The 12,536-nt window shown below is 70.1% G+C and carries 12 protein-coding genes; 11 read left to right on the forward strand and 1 reads right to left on the reverse strand.

What is annotated here, in order from left to right; all coding sequences use genetic code 11:
• From mraY to PO78_RS08760, 11 genes are all read left to right on the forward strand, one after another.
• Complete coding sequence (gene mraY, locus PO78_RS08710) at nt 1-1,089, forward strand: phospho-N-acetylmuramoyl-pentapeptide-transferase (protein WP_043743227.1); 1,089 nt, start codon at nt 1-3, stop codon at nt 1,087-1,089.
• The gene (murD, locus tag PO78_RS08715) at nt 1,086-2,486 is read left to right on the forward strand and encodes a UDP-N-acetylmuramoyl-L-alanine--D-glutamate ligase (RefSeq protein WP_043743229.1); all 1,401 of its coding nucleotides are present in this window, start codon (nt 1,086-1,088) and stop codon (nt 2,484-2,486) included. Before mraY ends, murD begins: the two co-directional genes overlap by 4 nt.
• Nucleotides 2,483-3,712, forward strand: a complete 1,230-nt coding sequence (gene ftsW, locus PO78_RS08720; protein ID WP_004304320.1) for a putative lipid II flippase FtsW — start codon at nt 2,483-2,485, stop codon at nt 3,710-3,712. Before murD ends, ftsW begins: the two co-directional genes overlap by 4 nt.
• The gene (gene murG, locus PO78_RS08725; protein ID WP_004304321.1) at nt 3,709-4,779 is read left to right on the forward strand and encodes an undecaprenyldiphospho-muramoylpentapeptide beta-N-acetylglucosaminyltransferase; all 1,071 of its coding nucleotides are present in this window, start codon (nt 3,709-3,711) and stop codon (nt 4,777-4,779) included. The genes ftsW and murG overlap by 4 nt, the downstream gene beginning before the upstream one ends.
• Complete coding sequence (gene murC / locus PO78_RS08730; RefSeq protein ID WP_004304323.1) at nt 4,776-6,191, forward strand: UDP-N-acetylmuramate--L-alanine ligase; 1,416 nt, start codon at nt 4,776-4,778, stop codon at nt 6,189-6,191. Before murG ends, murC begins: the two co-directional genes overlap by 4 nt.
• Entirely contained in the window at nt 6,188-7,102 is a 915-nt protein-coding gene (locus tag PO78_RS08735; protein ID WP_004304325.1) for a D-alanine--D-alanine ligase, read from the forward strand. The genes murC and PO78_RS08735 overlap by 4 nt, the downstream gene beginning before the upstream one ends.
• On the forward strand, nt 7,095-7,958 hold the full coding sequence (locus PO78_RS08740) for a cell division protein FtsQ/DivIB (RefSeq protein ID WP_012585945.1): 864 nt from the start codon (nt 7,095-7,097) through the stop codon (nt 7,956-7,958). The genes PO78_RS08735 and PO78_RS08740 overlap by 8 nt, the downstream gene beginning before the upstream one ends.
• On the forward strand, nt 7,955-9,184 hold the full coding sequence (gene ftsA, locus PO78_RS08745; RefSeq protein WP_004306272.1) for a cell division protein FtsA: 1,230 nt from the start codon (nt 7,955-7,957) through the stop codon (nt 9,182-9,184). The genes PO78_RS08740 and ftsA overlap by 4 nt, the downstream gene beginning before the upstream one ends.
• 141 nt (nt 9,185-9,325) lie before the next feature.
• A complete protein-coding gene (ftsZ, locus tag PO78_RS08750) occupies nt 9,326-10,468 on the forward strand; it encodes a cell division protein FtsZ (RefSeq protein WP_004306274.1) in 1,143 nt (380 codons plus the stop codon).
• 208 nt (nt 10,469-10,676) lie between these two features.
• Nucleotides 10,677-11,600 (forward strand): UDP-3-O-acyl-N-acetylglucosamine deacetylase, encoded by a 924-nt coding sequence (lpxC, locus tag PO78_RS08755; RefSeq protein ID WP_012585944.1) that lies wholly within the window; start codon nt 10,677-10,679, stop codon nt 11,598-11,600.
• Between the two features lie 124 nt (nt 11,601-11,724).
• Complete coding sequence (locus PO78_RS08760) at nt 11,725-11,913, forward strand: hypothetical protein (protein WP_004306278.1); 189 nt, start codon at nt 11,725-11,727, stop codon at nt 11,911-11,913.
• A gap of 189 nt (nt 11,914-12,102) precedes the next feature.
• On the opposite strand, the gene PO78_RS08765 is transcribed toward PO78_RS08760, so the two are convergent.
• Nucleotides 12,103-12,525, reverse strand: coding sequence for a DciA family protein (locus PO78_RS08765; protein ID WP_004306279.1), 423 nt, complete (start codon nt 12,523-12,525; stop codon nt 12,103-12,105).
• Nucleotides 12,526-12,536 lie beyond the last annotated feature (11 nt).

Raw genomic sequence — 12,536 nt, forward strand, 5'->3', positions numbered from 1 at the left:
ATGTTGTTGGAACTCGCTCTCTGGCTCGGCCAGGACATTCGTGGCTTCAACGTCTTCGGCTACATCACGCTGCGGACGGTGCTCGCCGCTCTCACCGCACTGGCGATCTCGCTGATCGCCGGCCCCGCCGTCATCCGCTGGCTCGCGGCCAAGAAGATCGGCCAGGCCGTGCGCGACGACGGCCCCAAGTCGCACCTCACCAAGGCCGGCACGCCCACGATGGGCGGCGCGCTGATCCTGATCGCGATCGGCGTCACCATCCTGTTGTGGGGCGACCTGAAGAACGCCTACGTGTGGGTGACCCTGCTGGTGACCCTGGGTTTCGGCGCCGTGGGCTGGGTGGATGACTGGCGCAAGGTCGTGCATCGCGATCCGAAGGGGCTGGCGAGCCGCTGGAAATACCTGTGGACCTCGGCGATCGCGCTCGCCGCGGCGATCTATCTCGGAGTCACCGCAGACACCCCGGCCGAAACCGAACTGATCGTGCCCTTCTTCAAGGCGATTGCGTACCCGCTGGGCATCTTCGGTTTCATCGCGCTGACCTACTTCGTCATCAACGGCACCAGCCACGCGGTGAACCTCACCGACGGCCTCGACGGCCTGGCGATCATGCCGACGGTGATGGTGGCTGCGGCACTGGCGATCTTCGCCTATGTCGCCGGTCACGTCGGCTTCTCGAAGTACCTCGGCGTGCCCTATGTGGCGGGCGCGGGCGAACTGGCGGTGTTCTGCGGCGCGATCTGCGGCGCGGGCTTGGGCTTCCTGTGGTTCAACGCCTACCCGGCGGAGGTCTTCATGGGCGACGTCGGCGCGCTCGCGCTCGGTGCCGCGCTCGGCACGATCGCGGTGATCGTGCGCCAGGAGATCGTGCTCTTCATCATGGGCGGCCTGTTCGTCGCCGAGACGCTGTCGGTGATGGTGCAGGTGCTGTACTTCAAGGCCACCGGCGGCAAGCGCATCTTCCGCATGGCGCCGCTGCACCACCATTACGAACTGGGTGGCTGGAAGGAGACCCAGGTCGTGGTCCGCTTCTGGATCATCACCATCATGCTGGTGCTGTTCGGGCTGTCGACGCTGAAGCTGCGATGAGCGCACTCACCGGAAAACACGTCCTCGTCCTCGGGCTCGGCGAATCGGGCCTGGCCATGGCGCGCTGGTGCGCCCTGCGCGGGGCGCGCGTGCGCGTGGCCGACAGCCGCGCCGTCCCGCCCGGGGTCGACGCGCTGAAGGCGGACGCGCCGCTGGCCGAGATCTTCCTGGGCAGCTTCGGCGACGAGGTGCTCGACGGGGTCGATCTGGTCGCGCTCAGCCCCGGGCTCGACCCGCGCGTCGGGGTCGCCGCGCAGGCGCGTCGGCGCGGCCTGCCGCTCACCGGCGAGATGAGCCTGCTCGCGCAGGCGCTCGACGAGCTCGGCGTGCGCGCGCAGACGCGCATCCTCGCCATCACCGGCACCAACGGCAAGACCACCACGACCGCGCTCACCGCGGCGCTGGCGCAGTCGGTCGGCATCGACGCGGTCGCCGCCGGCAACATCAGCCCGGCGGCGCTCGACGTGCTGATGGAGCGCCTGGAGATCGGCGCCGCGCTGCCCGCGTGCTGGGTGCTGGAACTCTCCAGCTTCCAGATCGAGACCATGCGGGGCCTGGACGCCGAGGCGGCAACCGTACTCAACGTCACCGACGACCACCTCGACCGCTACGCCGACCTCGAGGAATATGCCGCCACCAAGGCGGCGATCTTCCAGGGCGAGGGCGTGCAGGTGCTCGCTCGCGAGGACGCGCGCGTGGCGGCCATGGCGCTGCCCGGCCGGCGCACGATCCGCTTCGGCACCGCGGCGCCGGCGAGCGACGCCGACTACGGTCTGGCCGACCTCGACGGCCGCGCCTGGCTGGTGCGCGGCGGTGAGCGTCTGCTCGCACTCGCCGATCTGCCGCTCGCCGGCCGCCACAACGCTGCCAACGCGCTCGCCGCGCTTGCGCTCTGCGAGGGTGGCCTGGGGATCGCGCCGCAGGCGCTGATCCCCGGGCTGAAGGCCTTCCGCGGCCTGCCGCACCGCGTCGAGCTGGTCGCCGAGCGCGCCGACGGCGTGCGCTTCTACGACGACTCCAAGGGCACCAACGTCGGCGCCACGGTGGCTGCGCTCGCCGGCATGGACTGCCCGGTGGTGCTGATCGCCGGCGGTGACGGCAAGGGCCAGGACTTCTCGCCGCTCGCCCCGGTACTCGCCGGCAAGGCGCGCGCGCTGCTGCTGATCGGTCGCGACGCCGACCGCATCGAGCAGGCGGTGGCGGGATGCGGCGTGGCGATCGAGCGCGCGCCCGACCTCGATGCCGCGGTGGCGCGCGCCAATGCCTGGGCGCAGGCGGGTGACGCGGTCCTGCTCTCGCCCGCCTGCGCCAGCCTCGACATGTTCCGCAACTACGCCCACCGCGCCGAGGTGTTCGTCGCTGCGGTGCGTCGCCTGCCCGGAGTGAAGCCGCGATGAAGTTCGCCAGCACCCTCACCGGCCTGCTCCAGCGCGAAGGTGGCGCGGCCGATCCGGCGCGCGCGGCGAGCGGGCGCCTCGGGCGCCAGGGGGCGCCGGCGCGCGAACTCGACCTGCTGTTGATCTGGGCTGCGGTCGGCCTGCTGCTGCTCGGTCTGGTCATGGTGTATTCGGCATCGATCGCGATCGCCGAGGGCAGCCGCTTCACGGCCTACCAGTCGCACTATTTCCTCCTGCGCCATGCAGTCTTCCTTGCTGTCGGCATCGGCCTCGGCCTGATGGCCTTCCAGCTGCCGATGGCGCGCTGGCAGCAGCTCGCCCCGGCGCTCTTCGTCGCCGGGGTGGTATTGCTCGTGGTGGTGCTCATCCCGGGCATCGGTCGCGAGGTCAATGGCGCACAGCGCTGGCTCTCGCTCGGGCCGGTGAACCTGCAGCCCTCCGAGCTCATGAAGATCTTCGCGGCGCTCTATGCCGCCGACTACACGGTGCGCAAGCTCGACGTCATGGGCAGCTTCGTGAAGGGCTTCGTGCCGATGATGGCGGTGATCCTGCTCGTCGGCTTCCTGCTGCTGCGCGAGCCCGACTTCGGCGCCTTCGTCGTGATCACCACGATCGCCTTCGGCGTGCTCTTCCTCGGCGGCGTGAACGTGCGCGTGTTCGTGCTCCTCGCGGTGGTGGCGGTGATCGGCTTCGTGATCCTGATCTGGACCTCGCCCTACCGCCGCGATCGCATCTTCGGCTTCATGGACCCCTGGCAGGACGCCTACGGCAAGGGCTACCAGCTCTCCCATTCGCTGATCGCCTTCGGGCGCGGCGAGTGGTTCGGCGTCGGCCTCGGCGGCAGCGTCGAGAAGCTCTTCTACCTGCCCGAGGCGCACACCGACTTCCTGCTCGCCGTGATCGCCGAGGAACTCGGCTTCGCCGGCGTGCTGACCGTGGTGGCGCTGTTCGCGCTGGTGGTGCACCGCGCCTTCATCATCGGGCGCGAGGCGATCAAGCTCGAGCGCTACTTCGCGGGCCTGGTCGCCCAGGGCATCGGCTTGTGGATCGGCATCCAGTCCTTCATCAACATGGGTGTGAACATGGGGCTGCTGCCCACCAAGGGCCTGACCCTGCCGCTGATGAGCTTCGGCGGCTCGGGCATCGTCGCCAACTGCGTCGCGCTCGCCATCCTGCTCCGGGTGGACTGGGAGAACCGCCAGCTCCTGCGTGGGGGGCGTGCATGAAGACGCTGATGGTGATGGCCGGCGGCACCGGCGGCCACATCTTCCCGGGCATCGCGGTGGCCGAGGAGCTGCGTGCCCGGGGTTGGCGCATCGTCTGGATGGGCAACCCCGAGGGCATGGAGGCGCGCATCGTGCCGCCGCGCGGCTACGACACCGCCTGGGTGCGCTTCGGTGCGCTGCGCGGCAAGGGCCTGCTGCGCAAGCTGCTGCTGCCGGTGACCCTGCTCTCCGGCTTCTGGCAGGCGCTGCGCGAGATCCGCCGCGTCCGCCCCGACGTGGTGCTGGGCATGGGGGGCTACATCACCTTTCCGGGCGGCATGATGGCCGCGCTGCTCGGGCGTCCGCTCGTGCTGCACGAGCAGAACTCGGTCGCCGGCCTGGCCAACCGTGTGCTCGCGCGCGTGGCCGACCGCGTGCTGAGCGGCTTCCCCGAGGTGCTGGAACAGGCCGAGTGGATGGGCAACCCGGTGCGCGCCGAGATCGCCGCGGTACTGCCGCCGGCCGAACGCATGGCCGGACGCTCGGGCCCGCTGCGCGTGCTGGTGGTGGGTGGCAGCCTGGGCGCCGCGGTGCTCAACGAGACCGTGCCGCAGGCGCTGCTGCGCCTTCCCGCCGAGCAGCGCCCGGTGGTGGTGCATCAGGCTGGCGAACGCCAGATCGAGGCCTTGCGCGCGGCGTACGCGCGCGCCCAGGTCGACGGCGAGCTGCGCCCCTTCATCGACGACATGGCGGCGGCCTACGCCGACGCCGACCTGGTGATCTGCCGCGCCGGCGCGCTCACCGTGGCCGAGCTCGCCGCGGCCGGGGTGGCCAGCCTCTTGGTGCCCTTCCCCTACGCGGTGGACGACCACCAGACCGGCAACGCGCGCTTCCTCGCCGACCGCGGCGGCGCCTATCTGCTGCCGCAATCCGAACTAACGCCCGACCGCCTGGCGGGCATCCTGTCCAGTCTTGACCGCGGCCGCCTGCTGCACATGGCCGAGAACGCGCGCGCGCTCGCGAAGCCGCTCGCGGCCGTCGCGGTGGCGCACGTGTGCGCCGAGCTGGGCGGTGGAGAACAAGCATGAAGCACAAGGTCAGGAACATCCACTTTGTCGGCATCGGCGGCGCGGGCATGAGCGGCATCGCCGAGGTCCTCGCCAACCAGGGTTATCGCGTCAGCGGTTCGGACCTTGGCGACAACGCCGCCACCCGCCGCCTGCACAAGATGGGCGCGCACGTGGTGCGCGGGCATGACGCGGCCAACGTCGCCGACGCCGACGTGGTGGTGGTGTCGACCGCGGTGAAGGCCGACAACCCGGAGGTGGTCGCGGCGCGCGAGCGCCACATCCCTGTGGTGCCGCGCGCGCAGATGCTCGCTGAGCTGATGCGCTTCAAGCACGGTATCGCGATCGCCGGCACCCACGGCAAGACCACCACCACCTCGCTGGTGGCGAGCATCCTCGCCGAGGGCGGCATCGACCCCACCTTCGTGATCGGCGGGCGCCTCAACGCCGCCGGCGCCAACGCGCGCCTCGGCACGGGCGACTACCTGGTGGCCGAGGCGGACGAGTCCGACGCCTCCTTCCTGCTGCTCAACCCGGTGATCTCGGTGGTCACGAACATCGACGCCGACCACATGGACACCTACGGCCACGACTTCGGCCGGGTCAAGCAGGCCTTCGTCGACTTCCTCCACCGCCTGCCCTTCTACGGCGTGGCGGTGCTGTGCGAGGACGACCCCAACGTGCGCGAGATCATCCCGCAGGTGGCCAAGCAGATTGTGCGCTACGGCTTCTCGGAGACCGCCAACATCCGCGCCGAGAACGTGCGCGCCGAGGGCGGGCGCATGCGGTTCGACTGCGTGCGGGTCAACGGCACGACCTCGCGCCTGTCGATCGAGCTCAACCTGCCCGGCCTGCACAACGTGCTCAACGCGCTCGCCGCGATCGCGGTGGCCACCGAGGTGCAGGTGCCGGACGCGGCGATCGTCAAGGCGCTCGCCGAGTTCAACGGCGTCGGCCGGCGCTTCCAGCGCTACGGCGAGGTCGCGCTGCACGACCAGGACGGCGATGAGGCCGGCCGCTTCACGCTGGTCGACGACTACGGCCACCACCCGGTGGAGATGGCGGCGACCATCGCCGCGGCACGCGGCGCCTTCCCCGGCCGCCGCCTGGTGCTGGCCTTCCAGCCCCATCGCTACACGCGCACACGCGATTGCTTCGAGGACTTCGTCAAGGTGCTGTCGACCGTGGATGCGCTGCTGCTGGCCGAGGTCTATGCCGCCGGCGAGACCCCGATCGTCGCCGCCGACGGCCGCTCGCTCGCGCGCGCGATCCGCGTCGCCGGCACGGTCGAGCCCGTCTTCGTCGAGGAGATCGCCGACATGCCGCGCATGATCCTGTCCGCCGCGCGCGACGGCGACGTCGTCATCACCATGGGAGCGGGCAGCATCGGCGCGGTGCCGGGCAAGCTCGCCAGCATCGAGGAAGCAGCGTGAAGGCCCGGTTCGGAAAGGTTGCGGTGCTGTTCGGCGGTTCGTCTGCCGAGCGCGAGGTTTCGCTGATGTCGGGCGCTGCGGTGCTCGCCGCGCTGCAGGCCGCGGGGGTGGATGCGCACGCCTTCGATCCCGCGGAGCGCGACCTGCACGTCCTCAAGGAAGAGGGCTTCGAGCGCGCCTTCATCGCCCTCCATGGGCGCGGTGGCGAGGACGGCACGGTGCAGGGCGCGCTCGAGCTGATGGGCATCCCCTATACCGGCAGCGGCGTGATGGCCTCCGCGCTGTCGATGGACAAGTGGCGCACCAAGATGGTGTGGCTGTCCGCCGGCCTGCCGACGCCGCGCTACGCGATCCTGGAGCACGACTCCGACTGGGACGCGGTGGTGGCCGAACTCGGCCTGCCGATCTTCGTCAAGCCGGTGCACGAGGGCTCGAGCATGGGCGCGACCAAGGTGGTCGAGGCGGGCCAGCTGCGCGCCGCGTGGGAGCTCGCGGCGCGCTACGACCGCCTGGTGATCGCCGAGGAGTTCATCTGCGGCGCCGAGCTCACCGCCCCCTTCCTCGAGGACCGCGCGCTGCCGCTGGTGCGCATCGTCGCCCCCGGCGGCAACTACGACTACCAGCACAAGTACTTCACCGACGACACGCGCTACGACTGCCCCAGCGGCCTGCCCGCCGCGCAGGAGGCGGAGCTGCAGGCGATGGTGATGAAGTGCGCGCGCGTGCTCGGCTGCCGCGGCTGGGGCCGCGCCGACCTCATCCTCACCGAGGACGGCCGCCCCTACCTGCTCGAGATGAACACTTCTCCCGGCATGACCGGCCACTCGCTGGTGCCGATGTCGGCGCGCGTGGCGGGGCTGGACTTCACCGCGCTGTGCCTCGAGATCCTGCAGGGAGCCCGCCTTGGCTGAAGCCGGCATCCGTCCCGCGTCGATCCGCTCCGCCCGCCGTCCGGCGGCGGGCGGAGCGGCGCGCGCGGGTGCGGAGCGCGGCCTGTGGCATCGGCCCGCGTTGCTCAACCTGATCTCCGACCTGCTCACCCTGGGTGCGGCGGTGGCGCTCGGCTGGGCGCTGGTGATCTGGTTCGTGTCGCGGCCGCTGTTCCCGCTGCGCGAGCTGGTGGTGCTCACCGACCCCGGCCAGGTCACCGTCGAACAGCTCGACTACGCCGCCCGCCTCGCGGTGCAGGGCAACTTCTTCACCGTCGACCTCGACGGCGTGAAGGAAACTTTCGAGAAGCTGCCCTGGGTGCGCAAGGCCGAGGTGCGCCGGCGCTGGCCCGACGCGCTCGAGCTGCGCCTGGAAGAACACGAGGCGGTGGCCTACTGGACGGTGTCCGAGAGCGGCGAGGCGCGCCTGGTCAACCGCCAGGGCGAGGTTTTCGTCGCCGCTTCCAACGCCGACATGCCCCAGTTCGACGGCCCGCAGGGGTCGGCGGGCTGGCTGCTCGCACGCCATGCCGAGTTCTCCAGCATGCTGCAGCCGCTCGGCGTGCGCCTGGTCGGGCTGGCCTTGTCGGCGCGCGAGGCCTGGCAGCTGCAGCTCGATAACGGCATGACCATCGTGCTCGGGCGCGAGCAGGACAAGTCTCCGCTGATGGAACGGCTGCGCCGCTTCATCGCGGTGTGGCCGCGCGTTCACGAACAGATCGACATCGACATCAAGACCGCGGACCTGCGCTATGCGGGCGGGTTCGCACTGACCCCGGCCGACGCCTCGGTGCTCCACCAGCCCGTCGCGCCCGCCGCCCGGAAAGGCAGGAAATGAGCAAGCAATACAACGAACTGATCGTCGGCCTGGACATCGGCACCGCCAAGGTCACCTGCATGGTCGCCGAGGTGAAGCCCGACGGGCGACTCAACGTCGTCGGCCTCGGCACCCAGTCCACCAACGGCCTCAAGCGCGGCGTGGTGGTGAACATCGAGGCCACGGTGGACGCGATCTCGCGCGTGGTGCAGGAGGTCGAGCTGATGGCCGACTGCAAGATCCACGAGGTCTACACCGGGCTGGCCGGCAGCCACATCAAGAGCTTCAACTCCAGCGGCACGGTCGCGATCAAGGAGAAGGAGGTCTCGCCGCTCGACGTCGAGCGCGTGATCGAGGTCGCGCGCGCGATGCCGATCCCGGCCGAGCAGCAGATCCTGCATATCCTGACCCAGGAGTTCATCATCGACGGCCAGGGCGGCGTGCGCGAGCCGATCGGCATGAGCGGGGTGCGGCTCGAGGTCAAGGTGCACATCGTCACCGGCGCGGTGTCGGCGGCGCAGAACGTGATCAAGTGCGTGCGCCGCTGCGGGCTGGAGGTCATGGATCTGAGCCTGCAGCCGCTCGCCTCCAGCCACGCCGTGCTGACCGAGGACGAGAAGGAACTCGGCGTGTGCATGGTCGATATCGGCGGCGGAACGACCGACATCGCCGTGTTCACCCAGGGCGCGATCCGCCATACCGCGGTGATCCCGGTCGCCGGCGACCAGATCACCAACGACATCGCCATGGCGCTGCGCACGCCCACCGCCGAGGCGGAGGAGATCAAGATCCGCCATGGCGTGGCGATGCACCACATGGCCGACCCCGAGGAGATGATCGAGGTCCCGGGCGTGGGCGATCGCCCGCCGCGCAAGCTCTCGCGCCAGGCACTCGCCGACGTGATCGAGCCGCGCGTCTCCGAGCTCTTCGAGCTGGTGCAGGCCGAACTGCGCCGCAGCGGCTACGAGGAGCTGCTGTCCTCGGGCATCGTGCTGACCGGGGGCTCGGCGGTGATGCGCGGCATGGCCGAGCTCGCCGAGGACGTCTTCCACATGCCCGCGCGCGTGGGCGCGCCGCAGTACGACGGCGGCCTTGCCGACGTGGTCTGCCAGCCGCGCTACGCCACCGCGATGGGCCTGGTCATGGAGGGCGCCGTGCAGCGTCGCAGGGGGCTGCAGGCGCGCGACACGCGCAGCGTGAAACAGTTTTTCGGGCGCATGAAGGCCTGGTTCGAACGCAATTTCTGAACGGGTTTTCGGGCGGTTTTCATTTTGGATGTGGGCCGATCACCATCGCTTATTTAGTAGTAAACTCCCGGCCGAATTACTAGATGCAGGCCGGCTGGCGATCGGTGCCGCGCGGGGCAGTCAATTCAGGAGGCGAGGCTAATGTTTGAAATCGTTGAGAAGGAAGCCACCGGTACGGTGATCAAGGTGGTCGGCGTCGGCGGTGCGGGCGGCAACGCGGTCGACCACATGATCCGCGAGGGCGTGAAGGGAGTGCATTTCATCTCCGCCAACACCGACGCGCAGGCGCTCAAGCGCTGCCTCGCCCCGGTCAAGGTCCAGCTCGGCATCACCGGCCTGGGTGCCGGCTCCAAGCCGGAGGCGGGTCGCGCCGCCGCGCAGGAGTCGCGCGATGCCATCTCCGCCGCGCTCGAGGGTGCGCACATGGTGTTCATCACCGGCGGCATGGGTGGCGGTACCGGCACCGGTGCGGCACCGGTGGTGGCCGAGATCGCCAAGGAGATGGGTCTCCTGACCGTCGCCGTGGTGACCAAGCCGTTCGATTTCGAGAACCGCATCCGCGTCGCCGAGAGCGGCATCGAGGAACTCACCCGCCACGTCGACTCGCTGATCGTCGTGCTCAACGACAAGCTGCTCGAGGTCTTCGGCGACGACGCCGGCTTTGAGGAGTGCTTCCGCTCGGCCGACAACGTGCTGCGCTCGGCCGTGGGCGGCATCGCCGAGATCATCAACGTGCCCGGCCTGGTCAACGTCGACTTCCAGGACGTCCGCACCGCGATGGCCGAGATGGGCCGCGCGATGATGGGCTCGGCCGAGGCCGCCGGCATGGACCGCGCACGCATCGCCGCCGAGCAGGCCGCGGTGTCGCCGCTGCTCGAGGGCACCGAGCTCTCCGGCGCGCGCTGCGTGCTGATCAACATCACCGCGAGCAAGTCGCTGAAGATGTCCGAAGTGCGCGACGCGGTGAAGACCGTGCAGGCCTTCGCCGCGCCCGAAGCCTTCGTCAAGTACGGCACCGTGTTCGACGACACCATGGAAGACCGCATCCGCATCACCGTGGTGGCCACCGGACTCGGCGCGCCGCGCGCCGCGCGCCAGCCGGTGATGCAGGTGGTGCAGGGCACCGGCACCTACGGCCCGGCCATGGGTGGCGCGGTCGACGTGACCAATCTCGACGTGCCGGCGGTGATGCGCAGCGGTCGCCGCACCACCGTCGAGGCGATGAGCACCAGCGGTGTGGGCACCTACGACATCCCGGCCTTCCTGCGCCGCCAGGCGGACTGACCTCCGCCCGGGTGGCCGCCGCCGCGGCGGCCACGAACCGGAACCCCCGCACGGGCCGTCGCCTCCGGCCCGTGCGGGGGTTCCGCCGTTTACCGGCTGGCGTCGGGCGCGCAACATCCGCTTGCGCAATAGCCCGGATGCATCGGCGCGATCGCCGGGGGGCTGCGGGGGTGCATGTTAAAATCGCGCATCGAAGAGGAAAAAGACCATGATCCGGCAGCGCACCCTGAAATCCGTCGTCACGGCGACCGGCGTCGGCTTGCACGGCGGTCGCAAGGTGACCCTGACCCTGCGGCCGGCGGCGCCCGACACCGGCATCGTCTTCCACCGCGTCGACCTCGACCCGCCCCTGACCCTTCCTGCCGATCCCTATGCAGTGTGCGACACGCGCATGTGCTCCGGGCTGGAGCAGGGCGGGCACAAGGTCGGAACGGTCGAGCACCTGATGTCGGCGCTGGCCGGGCTGGGCATCGACAACCTGCATGTGGACGTCGATGCGCCCGAGATCCCGATCCTCGATGGCAGCTCCGCCCCCTTCGTGTTCCTGCTCCAGTCGGCCGGCATCGAGGAGCAGAGGGCGGCGAAGAAGTTCCTGCGCGTGAAGAAGGCGGTCGAGTACGTGGAGGGCGACAAGTGGGTCCGGCTCGAACCCTACGATGGCTTCCGCCTGGCGTTCTCGATCGTGTTCAACCATCCCGCGATCGACAGCACCTCGACCCGGGTCGAGGTCGATTTCGCCCGTGACTCCTACATACGCGACGTCGCGCGCGCGCGCACCTTCGGCTTCATGCAGGACGTCGAGTTCATGCAGGCCAACGGGCTGGCGCTCGGCGGCAGCCTGGAGAATGCGATCGTGATGGACGAGTACCGCGTGCTCAATGCCGAGGGCCTGCGCTACGCCGACGAGTTCGTCAAACACAAGGTGCTGGACGCGATCGGCGACCTCTACCTGTGCGGCCACCCCTTGCTCGCGTCGTATTCGGCGCACAAGGCCGGCCATGCGCTCAACAACCAGATCCTGCGCGTGCTGCTCGAGGAGAAGGAGGCCTGGGAACTGGTGAGCTTCGACCAGGAGGCCGCGACCCCGCCCGCGGTCTCGCACCAGTTCGCGCCGCTCGTAGCCCTCGCATGAACGGGCGCTTCGTGTCCGGTCGTATCCCGGTGAGCGCACGCGCCGCGCCTGGCCTCGATCCCGGCTGCATGCGTGCCGCCGCTGCGGGCGAGGACGTCGACGCGCGCCGTCGAGGGGCGTACGCATGCTGATCATGCGCCTGCTGCTGTTGCTCGCGGTGCTGTCGATCGGTGGCTCGGCGATCCTGTGGCTGCTCACCGGCAACCCGCGCTACAAGGCGTGGGCATGGAAGGCCTTGCGCGCCACCTTGGTGATGCTGTTCGTGCTGTTCGCGCTGTTCGCCATCGAGCGCGTGCTCGCCCCGGTCGCCTGACTTCCGCGGGGGGCGGCGCGGACCGGAGCGCCGATATCGCGACTCGCGTCGCTCCTACGGGGCGGTGCGGACCGCAGCGCCGCGATCGCGACTTGCGGCGCTCCTACGCGGGGTCTGCGAGGGCGTCGCGGTTCTCGTAGGAGCGACGCAAGTCGCGATCCCTCCGTTCGGCGACCGGCGTGCGCCTCTTCAGGCGCGCCGGATCAGGCGTTCGATGGAGGCGCGCAGCGGCGAGTCGACGGGCAGGCTGTCGGCGAAGTCGTGCAGCTCGGCCTTCGCGGCCTCCGAGATCTGTCGCTGCGGAGCGTGGCGTTCGGGAGCCGTCTGCTCGGGCGTGCCGACCTTGACCTTGATCGACTGTACCGGATGTCCGCCATGCTGCAGGCGCTCCAGCAGGCTGGGCAGGATCTGGCGCACTCGCACCGCCGCCGCGCCGCCGCGTGCGGCCACGACCAGGCTGCCTTCCTTGAGGTTCGCGACCCGGCACTGGCCCTGCAGCTGTGGCGGAAGCATGCCGTCGAGCACCGCCTGCAGCCGGTTCAGGCGCGCGGCATGGTCTTGCAGGCGGGCGAGGGCGTCGCCGCCGAGAAAGCGTGAGAGCAGCCGGGTCATGGATGCGTGCG

This window comes from Thauera sp. SWB20 (assembly GCF_000831325.1).
Lineage (GTDB): Bacteria > Pseudomonadota > Gammaproteobacteria > Burkholderiales > Rhodocyclaceae > Thauera > Thauera aminoaromatica.